Annotated in this window: 15 protein-coding genes; 5 read left to right on the top strand and 10 right to left on the bottom strand. The window is 57.9% G+C overall.

From position 1 onward, the window contains the following. Nucleotides 1–125 precede the first annotated feature (125 nt). Together KVG88_RS08595 and KVG88_RS08600 are read left to right on the top strand one after the other, a co-directional pair. Nucleotides 126–926 carry a helix-turn-helix transcriptional regulator gene (locus tag KVG88_RS08595; RefSeq protein ID WP_150702000.1) on the top strand — a complete coding sequence of 267 codons (801 nt, stop codon included), beginning with the start codon at nt 126–128 and terminating at the stop codon, nt 924–926. 103 nt (nt 927–1,029) lie between these two features. Then, a complete protein-coding gene (locus KVG88_RS08600; protein ID WP_150701999.1) occupies nt 1,030–2,649 on the top strand; it encodes an FMN-binding glutamate synthase family protein in 1,620 nt (539 codons plus the stop codon). 33 nt (nt 2,650–2,682) lie between these two features. On the opposite strand, the gene KVG88_RS08605 is transcribed toward KVG88_RS08600, so the two are convergent. Genes KVG88_RS08605 through KVG88_RS08615 form a run of 3 tightly spaced genes read right to left on the bottom strand, consistent with a single transcriptional unit; the run spans nt 2,683 to nt 5,557 of the window. Further along, nucleotides 2,683–4,200 carry a glycosyltransferase family 39 protein gene (locus tag KVG88_RS08605; protein ID WP_225933934.1) on the bottom strand — a complete coding sequence of 506 codons (1,518 nt, stop codon included), beginning with the start codon at nt 4,198–4,200 and terminating at the stop codon, nt 2,683–2,685. Between the two features lie 23 nt (nt 4,201–4,223). Next, a complete protein-coding gene (locus KVG88_RS08610; RefSeq protein ID WP_150701997.1) occupies nt 4,224–5,186 on the bottom strand; it encodes a glycosyltransferase family 2 protein in 963 nt (320 codons plus the stop codon). Then, nucleotides 5,183–5,557 carry a GtrA family protein gene (locus KVG88_RS08615; RefSeq protein ID WP_217871087.1) on the bottom strand — a complete coding sequence of 125 codons (375 nt, stop codon included), beginning with the start codon at nt 5,555–5,557 and terminating at the stop codon, nt 5,183–5,185. The genes KVG88_RS08610 and KVG88_RS08615 overlap by 4 nt, the downstream gene beginning before the upstream one ends. Before the next feature lie 255 nt (nt 5,558–5,812). Between KVG88_RS08615 and KVG88_RS08620 the strand changes: the two genes are divergently transcribed. Then, the gene (locus KVG88_RS08620) at nt 5,813–6,973 is read left to right on the top strand and encodes an OpgC family protein (RefSeq protein WP_217871088.1); all 1,161 of its coding nucleotides are present in this window, start codon (nt 5,813–5,815) and stop codon (nt 6,971–6,973) included. A gap of 88 nt (nt 6,974–7,061) precedes the next feature. Here the strand turns inward: KVG88_RS08620 and KVG88_RS08625 are convergent, their stop codons facing one another. Next, complete coding sequence (locus tag KVG88_RS08625; RefSeq protein WP_217871089.1) at nt 7,062–8,483, bottom strand: amino acid permease; 1,422 nt, start codon at nt 8,481–8,483, stop codon at nt 7,062–7,064. Nucleotides 8,484–9,098: 615 nt separating this feature from the next. Here KVG88_RS08625 and KVG88_RS08630 point away from each other — a divergent pair. Both KVG88_RS08630 and KVG88_RS08635 read left to right on the top strand, forming a co-directional pair. Continuing rightward, the gene (locus tag KVG88_RS08630) at nt 9,099–12,218 is read left to right on the top strand and encodes a transglycosylase domain-containing protein (RefSeq protein ID WP_217871090.1); all 3,120 of its coding nucleotides are present in this window, start codon (nt 9,099–9,101) and stop codon (nt 12,216–12,218) included. 171 nt (nt 12,219–12,389) lie between these two features. Next, nucleotides 12,390–17,039 (top strand): dermonecrotic toxin domain-containing protein, encoded by a 4,650-nt coding sequence (locus tag KVG88_RS08635; RefSeq protein ID WP_217871091.1) that lies wholly within the window; start codon nt 12,390–12,392, stop codon nt 17,037–17,039. A 49-nt stretch (nt 17,040–17,088) separates the two neighbouring features. Here the strand turns inward: KVG88_RS08635 and KVG88_RS08640 are convergent, their stop codons facing one another. From KVG88_RS08640 to KVG88_RS08665, 6 genes are all read right to left on the bottom strand, one after another. Further along, nucleotides 17,089–17,583, bottom strand: a complete 495-nt coding sequence (locus tag KVG88_RS08640; RefSeq protein WP_217871092.1) for a CS1 type fimbrial major subunit — start codon at nt 17,581–17,583, stop codon at nt 17,089–17,091. A gap of 63 nt (nt 17,584–17,646) precedes the next feature. After that, complete coding sequence (locus tag KVG88_RS08645; RefSeq protein WP_217871093.1) at nt 17,647–18,390, bottom strand: molecular chaperone; 744 nt, start codon at nt 18,388–18,390, stop codon at nt 17,647–17,649. Nucleotides 18,391–18,450: 60 nt separating this feature from the next. Further along, entirely contained in the window at nt 18,451–19,716 is a 1,266-nt protein-coding gene (locus KVG88_RS08650; RefSeq protein ID WP_225933908.1) for a hypothetical protein, read from the bottom strand. 34 nt (nt 19,717–19,750) lie between these two features. Beyond that, nucleotides 19,751–22,273: a CS1-pili formation C-terminal domain-containing protein gene (locus tag KVG88_RS08655; RefSeq protein ID WP_217871094.1), complete on the bottom strand. Its 2,523-nt coding sequence runs from the start codon at nt 22,271–22,273 to the stop codon at nt 19,751–19,753. Between the two features lie 110 nt (nt 22,274–22,383). Then, nucleotides 22,384–22,866, bottom strand: coding sequence for a CS1 type fimbrial major subunit (locus KVG88_RS08660; protein WP_217871095.1), 483 nt, complete (start codon nt 22,864–22,866; stop codon nt 22,384–22,386). Nucleotides 22,867–23,329: 463 nt separating this feature from the next. Then, entirely contained in the window at nt 23,330–24,574 is a 1,245-nt protein-coding gene (locus tag KVG88_RS08665) for a hypothetical protein (protein ID WP_217871096.1), read from the bottom strand. Nucleotide 24,575 lies beyond the last annotated feature (1 nt).

Here is a 24,575-nt window from a genome sequence, read left to right on the forward strand (position 1 = left end):
GGTATTCCTTGTTCTAAGGCCGGGCGGGGAGAAAGATTGCCCGGTCGCTGTCTGTGCGCCAGTATGCGCAGCAAGCAAGCGGCCGGGAAATCACGCCGCTGGGGTAACACGATAGGGGTAGATGCATGACACTCTCGTTAGACGACATCGCCTGGCACCGTTCGGTGGGGCAATTGATCGACGCCCTGGACAAGCCCAATTTCTGGACGCAACTGGTGCGTTTGCTGGACCAGTACGTGCCCTGCGACAGCTGGGTGGCGCTGCTGTTCAGCGCCGACCAGCACCCGCAAGTATTCGCCGAATGCCCAGGCGAAGACGGCGGCCCCGACCCGTTGTTCCAGGATTACCTGCGCGGCCTGTACCTGCTCGATCCGTTCTACATCGCCTGCCGCGAGCAATCACGTACCGGTTTGTATCGCCTGTCGGAAGTGGCGCCGGAGCATTTCGAACTCACCGAGTACTATCAACGATACTTTCGTGTGAATGTCGTGGCCGACGAAATACAGTTTAATTGCCAGCTCGAAGGCGACCGCACGCTGTGCCTGTCACTGGGCAGCAAGCAGCGGTTCAGCGCGCAGCAGATAGCCTTGTTGTCGTTGATCCAGCCGTGGGTGCTCGGGTTGTTGCGCCAGCGTCTACCCTATGAGATCAACGAAGTGGTGGCCCTCGCCCCGGCACCGGTGCAAGGCGACTGGCGGGTGCAACTGGAAGCGTCGGTGCAGCAACTCAAGGGTGCGCAATTGACCGCCCGGGAACTGGACGTGGGACGCTTGATGCTCAGCGGCTGCTCCAGCAAGGAAATCGCCCGCAAACTGGAAATCTCCATCGAAACCGTGAAAGTCCATAAGAAACACATGTACAGCAAGCTGGGGATCAAATCCCAGTCCGAGCTGTTTTCGATTTTTCTCCAGGCACAAAATGCCTGAAAAGATCGCAGCCTTCGGCAGCTCCTACATTGATCGCATTACCCTGTAGGCGCTGCCGAAGGCTGCAATCTTTAACACTCGAGTCCGAACCCAAGGAAACCGTATGAGCCTGTCCCTCCTGAGCCGCTACGCCTTCTTTGCCGTCTGTGTGATCTTCACCCTCGCCAGCCTGCCCTTCCTCGAACACGACTGGCTCTGGCCGTTCACCGCCCTTACCGGCGTGCTCAGCCTGATCGGCATTGGCGACTTGCTGCAAAGCCCCCACGCGGTGCGCCGCAACTACCCGATCCTCGGCAACATTCGTTATCTGGTGGAAGGCATTCGCCCGGAGATCCGTCAGTACCTGCTTGAATCCGACAGCGACGCCCTGCCCTTCTCCCGGGCCCAGCGTTCGCTGGTCTACTCCCGGGCCAAGAATGAAAGCGCCGACAAACCGTTCGGCACGCTGATCGACGTCTATCAATCGGGCTTCGAGTTCATAGGCCACTCCATGCGCCCGGCACCGTTGAGCGACCCTAGCGGTTTTCGCGTGACCGTCGGCGGCCCGCAGTGCACCCAGCCGTATTCGGCCTCGGTGTTCAATATCTCGGCCATGAGTTTTGGCTCGCTCAGCGCCAACGCCATTCGCGCGTTGAACCAGGGCGCCAAACTCGGCAACTTCGCCCATGACACCGGCGAAGGCAGCATCAGCCCCTATCACCGTGAACACGGCGGCGACCTGACCTGGGAACTGGGCAGCGGCTACTTCGGTTGCCGCACCAGCGATGGCCGATTCGACCCGGAACGCTTCGCCGCACAGGCGCAAACGCCGCAAGTGCGGATGATCGAAATCAAGATGAGCCAAGGCGCCAAACCCGGCCACGGCGGCATCCTGCCCAAACATAAAGTCACCCAGGAAATCGCCGAAACCCGCGGCATCCTGATGGGCGAAGACTGCATCTCACCGTCACGCCACAGCGCGTTTTCCACGCCAATCGAGATGATGCATTTCATCCAGCAATTGCGTGAGTTGTCCGGCGGCAAACCGGTGGGCTTCAAGTTCTGCCTGGGGCATCCGTGGGAATTCATGGGCATCGCCAAGGCCATGCTGGAAACCGGCATTCTCCCTGACTTTATCGTCGTCGACGGCAAGGAAGGCGGGACCGGCGCCGCGCCCGTGGAGTTCACCGACCACATCGGCGTGCCGATGCGCGAAGGCCTGTTGTTTGTGCACAACACCCTGGTCGGTTTGAATCTGCGAGACAAGATCAAACTCGGCGCCAGCGGCAAAATCGTCAGCGCGTTCGACATTGCCAGCGTGCTGGCCATCGGCGCCGATTGGGCCAACTCGGCGCGGGGCTTCATGTTCGCCATCGGCTGCATCCAGTCGCAAAGCTGCCACACCAACAAATGCCCAACCGGCGTCGCCACCCAGGACACCTTGCGCCAACGCGCATTGGTGGTGCCGGACAAGGCCCATCGCGTCTTCAACTTCCACCGCAATACCCTCAAGGGCCTGGCCGAAATGCTCGCCGCCGCTGGCCTCGAACATCCTTCACAGTTATCCGCCAAGCACTTGGTGCGGCGCATGTCGGCGACCGAGATCAAGTTGTTTTCGCAGCTACACGTATTCCTCAAACCGGGGGAATTGCTGACCGGCGAAGTGAATGGCGAGTTCTATTCGCGGATGTGGCAGATGGCACGGGCGGACAGCTTCGAACCCAATGAGGTAGCGGCGGCCTGACACCGATGTTGCAGCGCTGAAAGTCCTTGGGCTTCAGCGCCCACCCTCGAGAATAAACAGCCGTGCCTGGACTTCATTCCCCTCGATCGTGAGCGTCTGCTTCCAGCCCTTAGGGAATGTCACGATATCCTCGGGTCTGGGCTTGCCCGTTACCCACCAGATTCTTCTGCCGACCGGTTTCAGCGCCGATACATCATTGAAAAAAATCCAGTCCAGACGCTGGGGTATGAGGCGCCAGCCACCATAGTCGTAAGGGCCCCTCGTCCGCCCGTCTGGCGAGCGGGAGATGTAAAGTCGTGGCTGGATGCCTGTGGTGTTGTAGTAACTGAAAGGCAAATACCAGTACAGACCGTCGACCACAATCTCGTCGCCCGCCCGGGCTTGACGATTGATGCCCTCTGCCACCGAATCCAGCCTGGCCAGCTTACGAATGTCAGTACCATTCAAACCGTCATCCTGCGCATACACCTTCAGCAGGCCATGCACCTGGGCAGCGATAAACAGACTCAAACAGAGGTAGGCGATCAATGCTCGCTGCTGTGCCAGGCCATCCAGCGCCAGCGCTACAATCAGAGGCAAGCCAATGGCGGCAAATACCAGGTAGCGGGTCACAAACACCGGGACGATCAGGGACACCAGAAACACAGTGATGACCGGCACAAAGAAATAAGCCAGCAACAGCAGGACCGTGCGACGATCAGCGCGCCCTTTCAACCACGCCAGTACGCAACAGGCGAGCACCAACGCCGAAACCAGCAACGCCCACCCAAGGCCGCGGTCAGTCGCCGAGACCATCATGACGCTGCGCGAAACAAGCCCCGGCAGCATCTCCCAGGTGGTCGGGGCCACCCACTCAAGCCCATTCATGCGCCTGAGCTGATCAATGAGATGGGGCAACCAGGGCAGGTACAGAGCCACAATCGCGACATTGGCCAGGAACCATTTTCGAAAAGACAGCGTCGTGGACTCGCCGCTTCCCAGCCCGGACCAGTACAGCCAATGCACCAACACACTGAGCGCCGCGAAGTAATGGGTGTAAAACGCGGCCGCCATCAGCAGCACATACAAGACCGCGTAGCGCCTCGCTTGTGGCTGACGACTCCAACAGACCAGGGCGACCGTAGCCCCCATCAACCAGAACCCGAGCAAGGCGTACATACGCACTTCCTGGCTATAGCGAACCGACAGCGGCAAGAACGCCAGCATCAGCCCGGCAAAACAGGTCGCCCTGCGCGTTGCCACGAGGCTCAGCAGCTTGAGACAAAGCACCAGCGTTCCGACATCCGCCACGGCACTCAAGCCGCGTACCGACAATGCGGTGTTGCCCGACAGCAGCATCCAGTAGTGAAGTATCAAGTAGTACAGCGGTGGGTGAACGTCACGGGCCGTTGTCGCCCAAATGAGCCGTGGCGACCGTTCACCAAGCAGAATGCTGAAGGCTTCGTCATACCAGATGACCGGTGTTGAAATAGCGTGAAACCTGATGATTAGCGCCAGGATGACCAGCAGGATCAACTCTGCTCGGTAGAGTTGTTGCTGGCTCACTCGCATCTCGGCCACTCGAGTCATCGCGTTCAAAGGTTCTTCGTCGCGAAGGTTTTTTCTGGCGTCGCTCGAGTGCTTTTGACGATGTCCTTGATGACATATCGAGGCCGATGCTTGGCCTCGATATAAATCCGCCCGACGTATTCACCGAGGATGCCAATGCCGATCAACTGCACGCCACCCAGAAACAGAATGGCGGTCATCAGCGATGGATAGCCGGGCACGCTGTTGCCGAAGAAAATCTTGTCCATCACCATGTACACCGCGTACAGCACGGCGAAGATCGACACGGCGCCACCGACGTAAGTCCACAGCCGCAACGGCACGGTGCTGAACGACGTCACCCCTTCCAGCGCCAGGTTCCACAGTTTCCAGCCGTTGAACTTGCTATTGCCCGCGACACGCCGTGCCCGTTCGTATTCCACGACCACGGTGTTGAAGCCGGCCCACGACAACACGCCTTTCATGAACAGCTGGTGCTCGGGCAAGGTGCGGATCACATCGACCACTTTGCGGTCCATCAGCCGGAAATCGCCGACGTTTTCTTCGATCCGGGTGTACGAGATACGATTCAAGAGGTGGTAGAACAGCGATGCACTGTGACGCTTCAGATAGCCGTCGGCGCCCCGATCGCGGCGTTTTGCCAACACGACATCCGCGCCTTTTTGCCAACGTTCCACGAGCAGCGGGATGACGCTGACGGGATCCTGCAGGTCGACATCCATCGGGATCACCGCATCGCCGGTTGCATGCTCAAGGCCGGCAAATAATGCCGGCTCCTTGCCGAAGTTGCGGGAAAAGTTGATCAGCATGACCAACTCGTCCGCCTCCGCCAGCGCGGCTGCCTGTTCGGCCGTGCGGTCGGAACTGCCGTCGTTGATAAATACAATCTCCACGTCGGCATCGAGCTTCAACTCACGTCGAACAGCCTGGTAGAAAATGTCGATTGCCTGTTCTTCATTGAACACCGGAACAATAAGCGAGATCTTCATGCCTCACGCTCGCGAAACACCACGTACTTGGAAAACAAAAAACCCAGTACCAGGCTCAACGCCGAAAACAACGCCACGGTCAGCAGACCGTGCAGCCGCCACAAATCACCGGCATGGCCGACCCCGTAACTCAACGCGCCCATCGCCACCATGAACAGCAGGTAACCACTGACCGACAGTTTGCTGTCAAAGGTATAGAGCGCATTCATGTAGAAGGAAAACGAGGCCGCTACGCAGAACGCCGCCAGGTTACTGACAGCCTGACTGAAACCGGCCGCCACGCTGAGCAGGAAGAAGATTTGCCAGTGAATAAGGGTGTTGGCGACCCCGATCACCGTGTAGCTGGACAAGCCTTTCCATAACTGTCTCATGCTAACGATCCTTTACTGGACGACCTGATGTTCCCCGTTAATATTTGAGCCTGTCTACTGTCAGAAATCGCAGGTTGGCACGCCTTTCAGACCAGCGGTTATCATCTCGAAGCCACTCAGGAGACATTCCGAAATACCCCGACTTTGCAATTTAAGGTGAATCAGTCCACCCTGCGCGCCGCCGATGAGCGGCCTGTAATCTTTGTCGCTTGTGGATACTCCTTTGTTCAACATTCCGAATACGAGCCTGCCGTCATGACGTTAGCGCGCGATCACCGGATCGACTTTTTTCGCGGTCTGGCATTGATCTTCATTTTCTGGGATCACGTGCCCCACAACCCTTTGGGTCAAATCACAATGCGTAATTTCGGCTTCAGCGATGCTGCCGAAGTCTTTGTGTTCCTGGCCGGTTATGCGGCCGTGCTGGCCTACGGCAAAATACTCGCGCGCGAGGGTTTTCTGATCGCCTGCGTGAAAATCCTGCGCCGCGCGTGGGTCCTGTACGTGGTGCATATCTTCTTGTTGGCGATGCTGATGGGCATCGTGTTTTTCGCCAACAGCCACGTGGAAACCCGCGACCTGGTCGAAGAGATGGGCATGCACCACTTCATCAGCGACCCGCAGCAAGCCTTGATCGATGAACTGCTGTTGCGCTTCAAACCCAACCTGATGGACCCGTTGCCGCTGTACATCGTGTTGCTGGCGGGTTTGCCGCTGGTGCTGCCGATACTGGTGCGCAAGACGTGGGTGGTGGTCGCGATGTCTGTGGCGCTGTACCTGATGGTGCCGTTGGCCGGCTGGAACCTGGCAGCCATCAAGGACGGCGTGTGGTACTTCAATCCAGTTGCCTGGCAGTTGCTGTTCATCCTTGGCGGGGCCGCGGCGATCCACTCTCAGCGCCCGCACCTGCCCGACACTCGGCCGCTGCTGCGCCAGCCGTTGTTCATGACCGCTGCGGTGTACGTGGTGGCCGCCGGGGTGCTCACCGTCCTGTGGCGATGGCCGCACATCCACGACGCCCTGATGCCTTCCAGCGTGAGCAACCTGCTGTACCCGATCAGCAAGACCAACCTGTCACCCCAACGCTTGTTGCACTTTTTGGCGCTGGCCTACGTCACCGCAAAACTGCTGCCCGACACCGGCTGGACGCAGAATTGGCTGGCGCAGCAAAGCTGTCGCATGGGGCGTTTTTCCCTGGAGATTTTCTGTCTGGGCGTGTTGCTGGCGCCGCTGGCGGACATGATCAACGCCCTGACTGACGACGCGTTCGCCATGCAAATCTTCACGGCACTGGTGGGCGCCGGGTTGATGGCGCTGCTCGGTGCGTGGCTGGAGTTCAACAAGCGTTTGAACCAGACAAGTAAAAGATCGCAGCCTTCGGCAGCTCCTACAGAATCTGATCGTATTTCGCTGTAGGAGCTGCCGCAGGCTGCGATCCGTTGATCTTTAAAATGCAAAAGCCCCGGCCAATCGACCGGGGCTTTTTCGTTTCAGGCGTTACGGTTTATTGAACCGAACGCACCGCACCTTGCGACGCATTGGTCGGTTGCAGCTTGAACACGTAGAACAACACCGTCAGCAGCACCAGGAACGCAGGCCCCACATACAGCGCCACGCGGGTGTCCGGGAAGTACGCCATCAGGCCGACCACCAGCACCAGGAACGCCAGCGCCAGGTACGAACTGACCGGGTACAGCCACATGCGGTATTTCAGGCCGGCACGTTCGCTGGCGCTCAGGCCTTGGCGGAATTTCAGCTGGGCCAGCAAGATCATCACCCAGGTCCAGATCGCGCCGAAGGTGGCAATCGCCGTCACCCAGACGAAGACTTTCTCCGGCACCAAATAGTTGAGCAACACACCCAACAACAACGCACCGATCGACAGCAGCAATGCACGACGCGGCACGCCATTGTTTGAGGTCTTGGCAAAACCAGCCGGGGCCTGGCCGTTCTGCGCCAGGCTGTAGAGCATGCGCCCGGTGCTAAAAATGCCACCGTTACACGACGACAATGCCGCGGTGATTACGACGAAGTTGATGATGCCGGCAGCGGTCTTGATGCCCAGTCGCTCGAAGGTCATCACGAATGGACTGCCCTGGGTGCCGATTTCGTTCCACGGGTAGATCGACAGGATCACGAACAGCGCGCCGACGTAGAACAGCAGAATCCGCCAGAACACCGAGCCGATCGCATCAGGAATGGTTTTCTGCGGATTCTTCGCTTCACCGGCAGTCAGGCCGATCATCTCAACGCCGAGGTAGGCGAACATGACCATTTGCAGGGACATCAACACGCCTTGCACGCCGTTGGGCATGAAGCCGCCGTGGGCCCACAGATTGGAAATGCCCAATGCCACACCATCGTTGCCGAAACCGAAAGCAATGATGCCGACGCCGCCGAGCACCATCGCAATGATGGTGACGATCTTGATCAGGGCGAACCAGAACTCGAATTCACCGAAGGCCTTGACCGCAATCAGGTTGATCGAGCCCATGCTGATCAACGCCGCCAACGCCCAGATCCAGCGCGGCACATCGGGAAACCAGACGCCCATGTACACGGCCACAGCGGTGATTTCGGCAACGCAGGTCACCAGCCACAGGAACCAGTAGTTCCAGCCGGTGAGGAAGCCTGCCAACGGGCCGAGATAGTCTTGGGCGTAACGGCTGAACGAACCGGCAACCGGGTTGTGCACGGCCATCTCACCGAGCGCGCGCATGATCACCAGAATCGCAAGGCCACCGATGATGTAAGACAGCATGATCGCCGGGCCGGCCATTTCAATGGCCTTGGCCGAACCGAGAAACAGACCGACACCGATACAGGCACCGAGCGCCATCAGGCGAATATGTCTTTCGCCGAGTTCGCGTTTGAGCGGACCGCCCTGAGCGGTGTCGCCGTGGGGCAGAGGATTGCCTACGGACATGGGGGTACAACCTCGTCTTGTTATTGGATATGACCACCGAGTGGCGAAGCATTGACCGATAAGCCATGGCTTGCCGTAACCGGGCCTGCCTCGTGGGCAGGACCGTCTTGCAGGATGGAAACCTGTGAGATCAGCGGGTGTGCAGTATAAAAAGCTGCCGCAAGCGTTTTTCACTCTATAAACCACAAAAAACAGGCGTAACTCTCGATAAAAAAGGGATCTACGGAGAAGGATTGCCTGAACTTTGTAGGAATTATCGCTTTTGCAGCTGGCGGCGAGTATTGCACGGTATTGGTGCAGCGTCATGCGTTCAGGCGGGTGGGGGTATGTCTTCGATGGCTCTGGGACAGGGTTATCGGGCCGCTTTACGGGAAAACCCCTGAACCTCTGTAGCAGCTGTCGAGCGAAGCGAGGCTGCGGGCTTTATTGGGCACATCCTCGGGATCAGGTTGGCTGTTGGGGCGCCATCGCCAGCAGGCTGGCTCCCACAGAAAAGCAAAGCGGCGTACACCCCTGCTCTTCACCACTCCCCCCCTCACAATTTTTTCACCAACGCCAACCACCGTCTAAGCTTCAGACAAGTCCGATCAATCTGCGTGAATGGATCAGTCGACTATGGGCGCTTTATGGCAAACCGATTCGAGTAAAACCGTGGTCCAGACTGAACCTGTGGATGAAGCGCCATTACCTGAAAAACCCCCTCGCAGCCGCACCAAACACGGCTGGAAGGCGTTTTGGCTGTTGCTGCTGATCATTGCCATCGTGGTAGGGCTCGCGGCTGCCAAGGAAATGCGCACCTCAAGATTCCAGTCCCGCGAGGTCAGCAAATTCGCCAAGACCCTCAGCTACGAGCTCAAACCCGGCCCTAGCGATTCAATACACTACCCGGGGGCCGGCCCGTTCGACCTGCGCCTGGGCTACAGCTCGCTGGGCGAATTCCTGCCACGGTTGCTCAAGCGCGACTACGTGATCACCGCCCAGACACGCTTTTCCCCGGCGTTGATGAACTACACGGACAAAGGCCTTTTCGTACCCTATTCGGAAAAGATTCAAGCCGGTTTGTCGATCACTGACTGCAAGGCGGCACCGCTGTATCAATACAATTATCCGCAACAGCTCTACTCCAGCTTCGACTCGATTCCGCCGGTGGTGGTTAACAGCCTGCTGTTCATCGAAAACCGTTTCCTGCTCGACCCGCGCCAGCCCTTGGCCAACCCTGCGGTGGATTGGCCGAGGTTCGGCATGGCGGCCTACACCCAGGTCGCCAAAATGCTGCACCTGCCCGGCCAATCGGCGGGCGGCAGTACCCTGGCGACGCAACTGGAAAAATACCGGCACTCGCCCGATGGCCTGACCGCGTCGGGCGGGGAAAAAATCCGCCAGATGATTTCCGCCAGCGTGCGCGCCTATCAAGATGGCCCGCAAACCCTCAAGTCGCGGCAGAACGTGGTGCGTGATTACCTCAACAGCGTGCCGCTGTCGGCCGTACCGGGCCACGGTGAAGTACATGGCATGGCTGAAGGGTTGCGCGTTTGGTACGGCGCCGATTTCAACCAGGCCAACGAACGCCTGGCCAGCGACGCGACGGATCCAAAAAGCCTGGCGGACAAAGGCCTGGCCCTGCGCGAAATGCTGTCGTTGATGATCGCCCAGCGCCGCCCGTCTCATTACCTGACCAAAGGTCGGGATGAACTGGCCGAACTCACCGACAGCCATATTCGCCTGCTGGCACAGAACAACGTGATCGACGCGCCATTCGCCGCGGCGGCACTGGCCGGCAAGGTCACGTACCGCGACTGGGCGACCCAGCCGACCATGCAGCCGATCGAAACCAACAAGGGCATCAGCGTCGCGCGCAGTCGTTTGGCGGGCTTGCTCAATCGTCCACTGTACGACCTCGACCGCCTCGACCTCTCGGCCACCAGCACCCTGCAAGGTGAACTGCAAACCCAGGCCACCGCCTACCTGAAAAAACTCGCCGACCCGGCCTATGCCGCCGAAATCGGCCTGATGGGCGAACGCTTGCTGACCCCCACCAGCACCACCCAGGTGCGATACAGCTTTACCTTGTTCGAGCTGACCCCGGACGGTTCGCGGGTGCGGGTACAAACCGACAGCACCGACCAGCCGTTCGACATCAACGAAGGCAGCAAACTGGAACTGGGCTCCACTGCAAAAATGCGGGTGATGACCACTTACCTGCAAATCATCGCCGAGCTGCACGATAAGTATGCCGACATGGGCGTACCGGAACTGAAGAAAGTCGAAGTGCCGGAGCAGGACCGTCTCAGTCGCTGGGTCGTCGATTACCTGATCCAGAACAAGGATCACAGCCTGCAACCGCTCCTCAGCGCCGCGCTGGACCGCAAATATTCCGCCAGCCCCGGCGAGGCGTTTTTTACCGGTGGCGGTTTGCACACGTTCCATAACTTCCGCAAGGAAGACAACGGTCGCCTGCCGACCCTGCGCGACGCCCTGCGTGAATCGATCAACCTGCCGTTCATTCGCCTGATGCGCGATCTGGTGCGCTACACCACCTATTCCGGCCCCAACAACAGTGCCGAACTGCTCAAAGACGACCGTGACCCACGTCGCCAGGAATACCTGGCCTCGTTCGCCGACCGCGAAGGCACGTCGTTCCTGCTCAAGTTCTGGAAAAAATACCGCAACAAAGACACCCAGGCGCGGCTCGAAACGTTCCTCGACAGCATGCGCCCGACACCGATTCGCATGGCTGCCGTGCACCGTTACCTGTTACCGCAGGCCAGCCAGCAAAGCTTCAACACCTTCGTGCGCTCGCACCTTACCGGCGCCAAGCTCACTGAAAAACTCACCGACGAGCGTCTTGAGCGGCTCTATCAGGCCTACGGCCCAGGCAGCTATGACCTGCCCGATCAGGGCTTTATCGCCAAGGTGCACCCGCTGGACCTGTGGATGATGGGCTACTTGCTCAATCATCCCGACGCGACCTTCAAAGACATCGTCAAGGCCAGCCAGTTTGAACGTCAGGAAGTCTACAGCTGGCTGTTCAAGAGTCGGCACAAGGGCGCCCGCGACAACCGCATCCGCACCATGCTGGAGATCGAGGCATTCCTCGACATTCACCAGCGCTGGCAGAAAGTCGGCTACCCGTTCGATCACCTGGTGCCGTCACTGGCCACCGCCATCGGCAGCTCCGGCGACCGGCCTGCGGCGTTGGCCGAGCTGATAGGGACAATCCTCAACGACGGTGTGCGCATGCCCACGCTGCGCATCGACAGCCTGCATTTCGCAGCTAATACCCCTTATGAAACCCGACTGGTCAACGACCCGGATGTCGGCAAACGGGTAATGCCATCGGAAGTCGCAACCGCCATGCGCGAGGCACTTTCGCAAGTGGTTGATGCCGGTACCGCCAAACGCGTGGCCGGCAGTTTCAAGCTGCCCGACGGCACACCGCTGGCCATGGGCGGCAAGACCGGCACCGGTGATAACCGGATCGAAGCGATCGGTTCAGGCGGGCGGATTTTGAGTTCGAAATCGCTCAACCGTACGGCCACGTTCGTGTTCTACATCGGCGACTCCCACTTTGGCACCCTGACCGCGTTTGTGCCGGGGCGCTCGGCGGAGAACTTCACGTTCACCTCAGCGCTGCCCGTACAGGTGCTCAAAGGCATGGCGCCGATTCTGACTCAATATCTGCAGCCCGGCACTCACACGATGTGTCAGCCAACGGTGGCAACGGCGGTGCGCTAGCCACTGCCCGCAATCCATGTGGGCGTGGCGGTAACTATGTATTTTTCACTCTTTGATTTCGGGAGATTCGGCCCGTTTCCGCTGCATGTTCAACCCGGTTTTTGAGCTTTTTTCGGAGCATTTACCTACCTAGTCTGATCGCTCCACTGTTGATCAACGGACGATCAGACAATGCTTAACCCGTATAAAATTCCCGACCAGCTCGCTAATGACCTGGCCGATAAAAGCGTTCATTTTGACTTGATCAAAAAGGCTATTCCCACCTGGCTGGAAGACACCTCCATCGCTCGCGTCAATGAGCTGAAAGCCGACAGGATCATCGCCCCGGATCCGCTGCGCAAAGCCACACAGGCGCTGCAACAACGCCTGAAGAATGACATCCAGCTCAACTGGACGACGCAGAACACTGTAGATCGCGCCCTGACCGAGCTACAGGATGTTTACGCGTTTGCCCGGCCCATCCTGCAACAGGCGCTGAAGCAGCGCTTCGGCGTCGACGACGATGTCGAACAAACCTGGCTGCGGTTGTATGCACCAGTGAAAACCGCTTGGTGGGTGCATGACTTTTCAGGCGGCACCACCAGCCGCACGGTGTCGCTGCTGGACGCTGCCCTGCATAATTTTTCGAACAACGAGACATTTCACCCGGACTCCGAATTCATCAGCCGCCCCGACGAGCGCGGGCATTTCGTCGTCAAACGCCTCAAGCACAAACTGAGCATCGACCAGTTCAAATCGCTGTGCCGCGAGCTGAACATCGGTGCCCGATACCAAGAGCATCTGAAGGAATTCCTGCTGTCGACCAACCCGGTGGCGAGCAACTACCTGCGCTACATCGTCATTCGCAACCAGCAGAGTGCGCTCAAAGTGGCGGCACTCATGGCGCTGATGAAAAGCGATATCGATCAGCAGGCCTATGACGTCGTGCAAGGCATGCTCGACGATCCTTCAAAAGTGCAATGGAACGGTAAGGCCGTCGGTTATTACACACTGTCGATGATGGACACCCGTCTGGTCGGCATTGTGCTGATCATTCCCGAGTCCGCGTCCGGTCCTGTCCCGATCATGGCGTACGTGCCCCACGACCCGGAGCACCCGCTCAAACAGTACCCGTCGTCGCTCGAATTCATGGCCGAACTGACACGCCAGTTACGCGACGTCCCTGCCAGCAAAAGTTATCAACAGTACTTCAGCCAGTTCGTGCCCCATGAGCAACGCGGGCATTTCTTCGCCGGGCTCAACAACCGCCTCAGCCAAATCAAATGGCAGCCGGTGCCACCCGGCTCCAGCTTGCCCACATGGCGCGAAACACCCGTGGCCAACCCCAACCTGGGGTTCAGCGTCTCGCGCATCAACGCCAACCGAGAGGCCGCATCCGCGACTGATCTTTGGAGTTACGACTACCAACAGAAGCTCAACAAGATTCTCAACGATGCGCGAGAAATCGCGATTTCCACCGAATACGCCGATCGCATGGCCCGTTGGGCCTGGTGGGATAACCTGGAAAAAATGCTCTCGGACATGTTCAACGCCGCCCTGTTTGTGGCAATACCGTTTGTCCCTGGCCTGGGCGAATTGATGCTCGCTTACACCGCGTATCAATTGACCGAAGAAGTGGTCGAGGGCGTCGTCGATCTGGCCGAGGGTCAGGTGACCGAAGCCGCCGAACAAACCCTGAATGTGCTGGAAAGTGTGGTCCAGCTCGGCGCGTTCGCGGCAGCAGGTGCAGTCGGTAACGTTGCGCGAGCCAAACTCTCGCCGTTCTTCGAAAGCCTCAAACCGGTACAAACGGCCTCGGGGCGCACGCGGTTGTGGAATCCTGAACTTGCTCCCTACGAACAATCCGGCGGGGCATTGCCTTCGAGCGCCCAGCCCGATGGATCAGGTGTTTACCAGCACCAGGGCCAACAATTGATACGGCTCGACAACAAACTCTTTGAAGTGCAAAAAGACCCGGCCACCGGGCAACACCGCATCCTGCATCCGCAACGCTCCGACGCCTACGCCCCGACCCTGCGACACAACAGCCATGGCGCCTGGGTCAGTGAAACGGAGAACCCACGTGAGTGGGAAGGCACCACACTGATGCGACGCCTGGGCCATACAACCGATGCCTTCAGCGACACGCAACTGGAGCGGATCCGTCAGATCAGCGGCACTGAAGAGGCCGAACTGCGCAGGATGCACATTGAGCACGCCCCGCCGCCGCCCTTGCTGACCGACACCCTGCAACGCCTGGGGGCACCGGTGAATTCGCCTCCTGCGTTACCCCCTGAAATGGCTGCATTGTTCAGCGGTTATCCCGAACTGCCTGAACCCGTCGCGGAAAAAATCTTCGCCGGTGCCACACCGTCGGAACTCCAGCAGATGACCCTGCACAAACGCCTGCCCTTGCGCCTCAGATGCCAGGCCCGGGAACTCCAGTTCGAGACCCAAGCGGTGCGCGCCGCCCATGGCCTGTACGACAACGCGTTGGTCAGTGGTAATACCGAACGCCTGGTGCTGGGCACCTTGCGCATGCAAACCGATACCTTCGGTAATCTGCGTATCGACATCCGCCAGGGCGCGCTCGACGGCGAACTGCGATGCAGCGCAGGCCCCGAAGATGCAGCACAAGTAAGGGTCATGGTGCGCAACGAATCCGGAAAATACGAAGTGCGTGACACCGAGGACCAACTGATCCATGCGGCCGATGATTTTCTTCCTGCCCTGCTCCAGGCCATGGGCCAGGATGGGCGCAGAGCGATTGGATATCGAGCAGGGGATGTCGAATTCTTCAAGCACTGGATCATCGCCAAGACCGAGACACCGAGCGAGCGCCGGGCGGTTCTGGCCACGCCTCCCATTCGCGCCGTGGCCGAGCATGAGACACTCTTGCTGGTGCGAGGCGCCGCCACCAGTAGAGCCGGCGAAACCCTGCACGAACGCATTCAGGACCTGTACTCGGACTTCAGCGACCATGAGGTCGACACATTTGCCAACGCCCTGATCGCTAGAGGCGATGCACTGCGAGCCATTGAGCAATGCGAAGATGAACTCGATGAACTGCGCGTCATTCTCAACCGCTGGGAATTCCAGCAACCGCAAACGTGGGGGCCTGGCAGCAGCGAGTTTCGTGACGGCGGCGGACAGCATATCGCCGAGCACCTAATCGAATGTTTCGAGCGCAAAAAAACCGGACTCGGCAGTCGTCTCGACCTGGACAACTATGCGCTCGACCTGTCCAGAGAAATGCTGCCACTGGACCTGGAGACCTGGTGGTCAAGGCGGCCTCCCGAGCTGAGAAAGTTCCTCGACAAAGTCAACGTGCTGAAGCTCGACAGAACTTATTTTTCCAGCGAGCTCAATGGATTGCTGAAAGACTTCCCAAATCTTCATGAACTCAGCGCTCAAAACTGCGACCTTAAGCGGCTACCCGACAGCATCGGGGCCATGCACCGCCTGGAACGCCTGCAGTTAAGTGATAACCAGATTGTGTTCGATGCCAACGCAGTCCTGCGACTCAAGCAACTGACCTTCCTGGAAATACTCAGGCTCGAAGGCAACCCTCTGGCAATGGCACCGGACATTGGTCGCATGCCCAGGCTCAAAGTTGTGGCCTTGAAAAACACCGGCCTGACCTCGTGGCCCGATGGGGTTCTGGCCAAAACCCGCCCAAGGGGGTTTTTCCTGGACCTGCGGGACAATCCACTCAGCGTTATTCCCGAGGTGGTACCCGGCAGGCCCGAAGCCTGGGTCATCGCCCGCACCCGACTCAACGTCGGTGATTTGTCGGAGATGAATCAACTGCGATACCAGGAGATTCGTCGCTCAGTGGAATTGCCTCCCGAGCCACTGGTGACTGCTCACCCGACGGACTACGGCACCACTGCCGATAACTGGGCGGACGTACCCGGGTTCGGGATAGAAAGTGGCGCCTCTTTCCAGGAACTGTCCGAGGACCCCCGGTCCCATGCGTTTATCGAGGCCGTGCTGAAACAGGAACGCTCGTCGGACTATGCCGCCGGAGGCCTGATTCGCCATCAATTGGTACAACGCATGGCACGCATGCTCGATGCCGTGTACATCGACACTCAACTGCGCGAGCAGCTCTACACCATGGCCATCGCCCCCGTCGATTGTGCCGATGCCGGCGCGCAGTTGTTCAACACCATGGGCATTCGCGTGCTCGCGTCCGAGGCCTATTCGTACTCCACCGATCCGGCGCAGCTTCAACGCAAACTGGTGACCCTTGCCAAAGGTGCCGCACGGTTGGAGCACGTCAACGAAATCGCCCGGGCTGACGTTGCCAGTCGTGGCGGCACCCCTGATGACGTCGAAATCTACCTGGCGTACCAGACAAGTCTCGCCTCGCGGTTGAACTTGCCGTGGCAATCCGAAGGCATGCTGTATCGACCGGTTGCTGGCGTAACCGACACCATGATCGATCAGGCGTACGACACGGTGCTGGCCCTGGGCGAAGGTGATGGCCTGATCAACAAGATGCTTGAACAGGATTTCTGGGAGCGTTACTTGGGTGAAAAATGGCCAGTTGAAATACAGACGAACAAACGTCTCTACCAGAGCAAATACGAGAAACTGGAGGAGCTGCGCACAACCCAGCTTCAGTGGCTCGAGTCGACGTCGGACGTTGAGAAAGCCGTACTGCGCAACCGACTCAGGGAGCTCATCAACGATCTGCCCATCCCAGAGACCGTGGTCTTTGCCGATGAGCCGATCAGCGATTCTGACTTCGATCGCTTCCTCGTCGATCTGGGCGACGAGGAGAAACAGCTGGCGAGACAACTGACCCGAGAGGCTCTGCGTAAAGCCGGCCAATAAAAGTCTTAAAGCAAGCCAAAGGCAGCCTGACTTGTCAGGCTGCCGCACATCAAGGCGCAGCGGCGATGAATATCAGTTGCACATTGCCGTAATAAACCCCCGGCTTGTATCCACCGGCAGGCACTTTCGGCACGATTTCCAAGGGAAAGCGACCACCGGCGATTGCTTGCGCAGCAGTCAACACTTCCCGCGGTTGTGGGTCATGGCTCAATTCCTTGCCATTGAAGCTGACACGCAAATAGATGTTCTGATCGTCACGTCCGTTGGACAGGTAAGGCTCTGCTTCCAACCGTGCTTCAATCGCGCTGGTGTCATGTTTGACGTCGAAATTCTTGCGCAGTCCCTCCAATGTTTTCGTATGGATGTTCCACGCTAACGTCTGTTCAAGGTGTAACCAGTTCGACTCGGCCGGAATGATGTAAAACCCCAGCGTCGGGATATCCACCGACACCTCGAACGTGCGCTCTTCCCGGGCCGCAAAAGCCTCGGTACTTATCAGCGCCATCACGCTCATCCACGCCGCGATGGTCGATTGCTTGATCATGTCAGGTACCTGTTGCGACTAAAAATACCGCGAGCCAGCCAAGGTGACTCGCCCCTCCCGGTATTACTGGCTGGCGATGCGCAGCGTTTTTTTCGATGCGCCTTCCACCAGGTTGAAGCGATACTCGCGGCCGGGCTTTTTCTCGAACTCAAAGGTTTTACCGGCCAGAACGTGGTGTTTAGTGGTCGGCTCACACTCGGTTTCGTTTTTCAGCGAGCAGTTGCGAAACTCATCGATCAACACCACGGTATTGCCATCGTTGCGCAATCGGTAAACGCCGGGACTGTCATCGATCACGCTGTCGAAGCGACTGTTTGTCGGCCGGACAAAAAACACCGTGCCAAACCCGGTCATCACGTTGACTCCCGCCGACAGGTTCTTTTTGTAGGCATCGCGCTCTTCACTCGACACGGCGAACTCGTCTTCTTTCTCCGGCACTACCGGTACGAAGCGCACGCGAAAATAACGCTCGGTGTCACGTTCGCCCATGTGCAACAAGCGCGTGCCCTGCATGCCTTTGGCCGGCACGATCAATCGCGCGGGGCTTGCCATCAAGCCATCCCGACCGCTGCCGTCCGCCTGGGTCTTGACCGGAACTTCACGATGGCTGCCATCGGCGTCGTAGACGATTTCCAGGATGCTGACCTTGACGAACGCCGTGCTGTCACCGCTGTTGAATACGCGCTTGAGGTACGTGCTCTTTTCGCTGTCGAGGTAGTCGTATACCGTTCCGACGTTGATTTGCGGTCCGGCCTGAATGCCTAAAGCAAAACCGCTCAACGCCATCATTATCAAAAGACGCTTCATACCCTTGAACCTCATCATATTGAACACGATGCAGCCGTCATCTTTCGATGCCTTGGCCCATCAAACCTCTGAATCCCAGATAACGGTGACACTGCCGGAGTACGGACTGGCCACGCTGGTCTGCAGCATGTAGTCCACTTCTTCCTTCGCTACTTCAAAATGCAAAACGCCGGGTGCTCGATCCACATAGAAACCGGGCTGAAAAATTTCTGCACCCATTGGTCCAACCCTGAGTCGCTGACGCTTGACCGGCTCGCCAGCCAGGTTCGTCAGGCCGTTGGGCAGGCTGACGCTCACGTCCATAATGACTTGGCGTCTACCTTCAGCGTCCTTGAGCAAGCAAGTGACGGCATTCCATGACGGACATTCCATGTACATCTTGAAGCGCGACGATGCCGAAATATTGAAGGTCTGGTCGCGGAACAGGCGCACGGGTTTACGTCCCGTTTGCAGCCAGGCCTGCCAGCCACCGGCCGGAACCAGATTGATTTTTTCGCCGCCAGGGGGAATGTCAACCTTGAGGGTGTGCTGAACATCCAACACAAAATTCAGGGTCAGGTCGGGGTCGCTCGGCAACATCACATCGCCCATGTCGAAGTCACCACCGGGACCAATGCGATAACTCACGTCCCCCGTATAAAGTCCGGACGACATCGTCAGCGGATTGGGGGTTTTAAGTTCATAGGAGAAGTCCAGGTAGTCATACGTCATGGCCGGTATCGGAAAACTGGCCGTCTTGACGCAAGTCCCTTGTACCGGAGTCTTCCAGAAGAACCGGTAGTAGTTGTCCGAATACATTCCCACACCACTGTAGGTGCAGGGAGGTGCCGCGTTCACCCAGCCTCCCCCCGGACCGCCCCACAAGACGCGGTGCCCTTCAATGGGCGTCGCGGCACCTGTCAGATTGACTGCGGTATCACTGAGGATGTATCGGGAACCGAAACCGGCAATACGCACCTCGACGGTTTCCGTTTCGCCCGTTTCCCTGTTCGTCACCATTAACGGACGCCAACGGGCCGGAATGCTGAACATCGCACTGTTGCGCGGCGACGCATTGGGTTGCATGGGGCTCGCCGACTCGAAACGCATGGGCAGGCGGATGCTGAAGGTCTCATTGTCCCGGCATTCACTGGGATAGTCGGCACAATAGCCACTGACCGGCGTTTTATTAACGAACAGATTTCGTTGCGGGTTGGCAGAGTCCGGGGTGAACAGCGCCCGGATCTCCTGATTCACCGCCTGCGCCGAAGGCGCCGCGACGACGGCCAGCATCCCCAGCCAGCGACTGCGCCGCAGCAGGCGGAAACATGTAGACGTTGGTTTCATGATCACACTCTCTTGAACATCGGAATCGGGCCGCTCAACCTGCCGTGCGCCGGTTGGAAGTGGCATCCGCCAACGTGTCCGGCGAACAACGCAGATCACCGATCATCAGCACGTTGTTTTCACTGCGATGCTTGTCGACATCAAGGCGGAACTGGCACAGCAACTGGTCCGCGTAACGCACTTCCAGGGTGGGCGAGCCGGCATTCATTTCCATGGAGAAGAAGCCGTCGACTTCGCTGACCCCACGACTGGCGTGGTTAATGACGTGATGGCCCTTGAGCGGCTGGCCTTGCGGATCGAGCAAGCGGCCCAGCACGGTCAGGGTTTTCATGACCCGGATCTTGCGGTACTCGACGCCCCCCTTGTTCAGGTGATAGCGCGTGCGTGCCGGCTCAATGCTCGCCGCCGGGACGTCGTTGCCTTCGAAGTCGAAGCTCACCGAGCTGTTTTTGTAAGCGGTGAGCGGTATGAAATTGCGTCCGGGACGCAAGGCAGCGCTGCCGCCGCTGAGGTCGTCGGCACGCAGGGCGATGTCGTCGATGTCGGACTCGACATCGACAATCATCCCGGCGCCGCGGCCTTGATGCTGACTGGTCAACGCCATACGCTGCGCTCCAACGACAAGCGTGCTGTCGAGGTTCAGACCACCGGTGAAATTGTTGTTAAAGGACGAACGCTGGATAAACCCGTCACCGTTGATGGCATCGGTGCGAAAGTTCGCCAGGCTCGACAATCCGACACCGTAGGTATCGGTCAGCGCGGTCACCGATACGCTCTGCAACACATGGTCTTGGAGGTCCTTGCGCCAACCCAGGGAGGCATTGTTGTCACGGCTGCCATCACGGGCGGTGCGGCTGCCGATGCTCCCGGAAATTTGCTGCCCCGGACCACCGAGCGCCATGTTGATGCTCAGATCGACCCCGCGATTACGCGCATCACCACTGCTGTAGCTGCCGGGGCGATCAAACAACGAGAGCCGCCAGTTGGCATCGCTGCCAAACAGAACGGTGCGTTGCGTCCAGCCCAGGTCCACGCCGACACCTTCGACATTGCCCTCGCTGTGGGACACCCGCGCATTGAGCGAGCTTTTGCGGCTGATCCGGTGGTTCAGCGCCAACGACGAATTACTGGTCTGGCCCGTGAACACATTGCGCTGACGCACTCTAGTGCCGTCGGGCAATGTGTCGTAGGTGTTGGTGGTGTCGAGCCAACTGCGGTTGTGGCTGATCACCAAACTGCCGGCGCCATAGTTGTACAAGCCTTGAAGGTCGACGCCGGTACCATGGTCTTCGGTCTGGTAAAGGTTGGCGTAGAGGCTGACGCTGTTGGCCAGGCTCCAGTCGATGGAGCTGCCGTATTGCAGCTTGTCACTGACCTGACGTGCCGACAGCCCGAGGATTACCCGCGGGTGCAGCAGGTAATTGAATGAGGCGCCCACGGTCGCATCGCCGCTGTCCTGATCCTCCCAATTGCTCAGCAGTTTGCTTTCCTGACCGGCAAACAGGTTATAGCGCCAGCGTTCATCGTGATTGCGCCAATTGTTCGGCTTGTAAATCAGCTCTTGGGTGGTAGAAGTGATTTGACCGTCTTCGATCAACCGCACTTCCACTTCGTAAATTCCACCGGGCAGCGGACGGGTGTCGAGGGTTTGCAAACCCGCAGGGACCGACTGGGTATTGATCAGCAAGCCGTCGCGGTAAATTTCCACGGAACCCTGTCGGTTGGCTGTGACATAAACCGGATAGACGCTGGGTTTGGGGCTGTCGATCGCCAGACTGTCGGAACTGCCGAACATCACGCCCACCGCTGTATCGGGGCTGGTGCCGAACGAACGGGGCTCGCGCATCAGGCCCTCAGAGTTGGGGGTGAAGTAGCCCAGGCGTAAAAAACGGCCTTCGAGTTCGCGCTGGCTATAGAGCTCATGCACTGCGTGGTAGGTCTTGTTATCCGGGCCGCCGAGACGGGACAGTTGCACGTTGAAGGTCTGGCTCCAGTTACCCAGGCTGCCACTGGCCTCCAGGCCGAAACGACCGCCAAGGTCCTGATCCTGGCCGCCATTGAGATTGAGTTGGTTACGTACCATCAGGCCGTTGCTGCCGCCTTCGGGCTGATCGTAGAAACGCTTGGCTTCGCTGTCGCGCTCGGCATTTTCAGTGACGACCGACAGCAATGAATTTTCGAGGTTGTAGTGAACTGCCAGCATCTGTTCCAGGCATTGGCCGGTGCAGGTGCCGAGCGGCACGCCGGGCTTGAGAATATCGCCCCAGGTATCGCGCTCACTCGCGCTAAAACGGCTTTCGCTGGTATCCGTGAAATCGAGCAGCGTCACCCGATCATCACGGGACAACACAATCATCGCCTCACCGAGCGGTTGTTGATCGAGTTCAATCCGGACCGCCAACGGAACATCGAAGAAATGCTCCTCAAACTCTGCCGGCAGGCCCTTTGCCTGAGCCAGCAGACTACGCGGCGTGTTATCAACAGATGTTGGCGCCGCAAATGCACTGCTACATAACAGCAGCGCAAGCGCCGCCGCGATGGGCGTCATCGGGAACATGAACAAATACTCTGATTACAGGAAAGTCAAAGCACGGCCGACAAATCGAAAGATTTGCCGACCGATAAGTTACTTGAAAAAAGTATCTTTTTTATCGTGATGGGTATTACTTAAGCAGCAGGTACAGCATCGATGCTCAACAACACAACGCCGGTGTAATCACCTGCATCGAACTTGGTGCCGGTGGCGCTGATTTTGAACGGCGCGCGATAACGGGTATTGGATTCATCTTTACCCACGACTTCCTGGGACGTTGTGGTGAGCGTCTTGCCGTTGAGTTCGACTTTCAAGTCGATGGTCTTGTTTCCGGAGATCAGCTTGGCTGCCGACTCCAGACGCGCATGTACCGTGCCGGCGGTGTGCAGGACGTCAAAGTGACCGTCGACGGTTCTCATGGCACCGGTGGAGGGGTTGTAGCTCATGTCCTGATCCTTGTTGACCAGGTCCGAATCAACCGGTACCGCATAGAAATCAGCGGTAGGAACATGGGCAACCAGGTTGATGGAATGCTTGGCCTCGGTGGCGGCAAACGCCATGGAAGAACCCAGAGCCAAAACAACCAGAGGAGCAGCGAACGCGATTTTCTTGAACATCTTTCAGTACCTGTTTTTTAAAAGGGTAAGTGCTGAAAGTTCATGATGAGTAAAAACCGTCACGAGCAGTCATTTGCTCAACTGAACTTTCAACGCCGAAAGATGATCGACCAATTGATCTGGAAAGTAAGCAGGCAAATTCCTGCAAGTGCGTAGCTAAAGTGCCACAACACCGGAAAGAAAAAACCTGAAATAACTACAAAGCAGATGTCTGGATGTAAGAGAGAGACTACAAAACTGTGCAAATCGAAACTAACCGCACTATCAAACTACAAAAAATCCGTAAGACTTATACTACACGCCCCCGAAAATAAAGGACAGCACGAGCCAATTAGAGAGTTAACACTAATTTAAACTTTTTGGTACTTCTGGATACCGCGATTTTTCGATGTGCTGTTTTCTTGAGGGAACCACCTGCCTGCAGGCAATGTGTCAGGTGGGTCGCAGGGAAAGGGGTGAGGGATCAGATGACCTCCGAATCCCAGATCACTGTGATATCGCCTGAATAGGTCTTGCCATTGCCGTCTTGCAACATCTGTTCGACGTGCTCCCGGGCCACTTCAAAGTGCAGGACTCCCGGCTTTCGGTCGACGTATAAACCAGGTTGAAACAATTCAGTGCCACTGCCATCAAGTCGCAGGGGTCGACGATCAACGGGCTGACCCGTTCCATCGGTCAAGCCGTATGGCAGCGTCACGCTGGTATTCAAGGGCACAAGATCGGCAGCGCCCGCGTCGCGCAAGGCACAGGTGTTACCAGCGACGAACTGACACTCGAGCTGCATCTTGAACCGCGATGACGCCGAGATATTGAATGTCTGATCCCGGAACAGCCGCACCGGCTTGCGCCCCTGATTCAACCAGGCTTGCCAACCGCCCTGAGGCACCAGCTCAATGCGATTACCCCCCGGCGGGATGTCGACTTTTAGCGCATGCATGACATCCAGGGTGAAATTCAAAGTGAGCTCGGAGTCACCGGGAATTACTACATCACCAAAGTCAAAATCCGCTTGCGGTCCCATCGTGTAGGTAAGGACACCGGTGTATTGCCCGGAGGACATATCTAACGGGTTAGGTGTCTTGAGTGCATAGGCAAATTCGAAGGTGCTGTACCAGAAACGTGTTATGTCCGTACCTGGTTGGCGACTACATACCCCTGCACCTTCCGGTACAATCCAAAAAAATATAGCCATGGTGCTGTTGCCGGTTAGAAAGTTAGAACTCTGGCACGGACTGGGTGCAGACTGCCATCGTCCCTGCCAGGAGCCTCCGGGTACTGCCCATGCGCTGGTATTGGGACGTACATCCCAGCGATGCCCAATACCGGCAATCCGTACCTGCACTGTCTTAACCTCGCCAGTACGCGTATGGGTGACTTGCACGTCCCGCCATTCCGATGGAACTTTCCACATCGCGCCCTGGCGCTCATCTGCATGAAACGCGTTGATGGGTGCAATAGCGTTGGCACTAAAACCTGGGGTACGAATACTGAAAATCCCTAACTGCTTACAACGCTCAGGCATATGCCCCTGACAAACTCCCGATACCGGAGTGGTGTTGCGAAACTCATTTCTCATCGGATTCGTCGGGTCTGGAATAAACACGGCACTGATGTCCTGAGTGAGTGCCTCCACGGGCTCGATGTATAAAGCCAGAAATAAAGCTGAAAAAATCAACTTCCCTATGTTTCGTCTAAATTGCTCACTCATC

The organism is Pseudomonas azerbaijanoccidentalis (genome assembly GCF_019145495.1).
GTDB lineage: Bacteria > Pseudomonadota > Gammaproteobacteria > Pseudomonadales > Pseudomonadaceae > Aquipseudomonas > Aquipseudomonas azerbaijanoccidentalis.

Coding starts and splice junctions, on each gene's coding strand:
- KVG88_RS08595 (WP_150702000.1), top strand. CDS start 126: ATGACACTCTCGTTAGACGACATCGCCTGGCACCGTTCGGTGGGGCAA.
- KVG88_RS08600 (WP_150701999.1), top strand. CDS start 1,030: ATGAGCCTGTCCCTCCTGAGCCGCTACGCCTTCTTTGCCGTCTGTGTG.
- KVG88_RS08605 (WP_225933934.1), bottom strand. CDS start 4,200: ATGCGAGTGAGCCAGCAACAACTCTACCGAGCAGAGTTGATCCTGCTG.
- KVG88_RS08610 (WP_150701997.1), bottom strand. CDS start 5,186: ATGAAGATCTCGCTTATTGTTCCGGTGTTCAATGAAGAACAGGCAATC.
- KVG88_RS08615 (WP_217871087.1), bottom strand. CDS start 5,557: ATGAGACAGTTATGGAAAGGCTTGTCCAGCTACACGGTGATCGGGGTC.
- KVG88_RS08620 (WP_217871088.1), top strand. CDS start 5,813: ATGACGTTAGCGCGCGATCACCGGATCGACTTTTTTCGCGGTCTGGCA.
- KVG88_RS08625 (WP_217871089.1), bottom strand. CDS start 8,483: ATGTCCGTAGGCAATCCTCTGCCCCACGGCGACACCGCTCAGGGCGGT.
- KVG88_RS08630 (WP_217871090.1), top strand. CDS start 9,099: ATGGGCGCTTTATGGCAAACCGATTCGAGTAAAACCGTGGTCCAGACT.
- KVG88_RS08635 (WP_217871091.1), top strand. CDS start 12,390: ATGCTTAACCCGTATAAAATTCCCGACCAGCTCGCTAATGACCTGGCC.
- KVG88_RS08640 (WP_217871092.1), bottom strand. CDS start 17,583: ATGATCAAGCAATCGACCATCGCGGCGTGGATGAGCGTGATGGCGCTG.
- KVG88_RS08645 (WP_217871093.1), bottom strand. CDS start 18,390: ATGAAGCGTCTTTTGATAATGATGGCGTTGAGCGGTTTTGCTTTAGGC.
- KVG88_RS08650 (WP_225933908.1), bottom strand. CDS start 19,716: ATGAAACCAACGTCTACATGTTTCCGCCTGCTGCGGCGCAGTCGCTGG.
- KVG88_RS08655 (WP_217871094.1), bottom strand. CDS start 22,273: ATGTTCCCGATGACGCCCATCGCGGCGGCGCTTGCGCTGCTGTTATGT.
- KVG88_RS08660 (WP_217871095.1), bottom strand. CDS start 22,866: ATGTTCAAGAAAATCGCGTTCGCTGCTCCTCTGGTTGTTTTGGCTCTG.
- KVG88_RS08665 (WP_217871096.1), bottom strand. CDS start 24,574: ATGAGTGAGCAATTTAGACGAAACATAGGGAAGTTGATTTTTTCAGCT.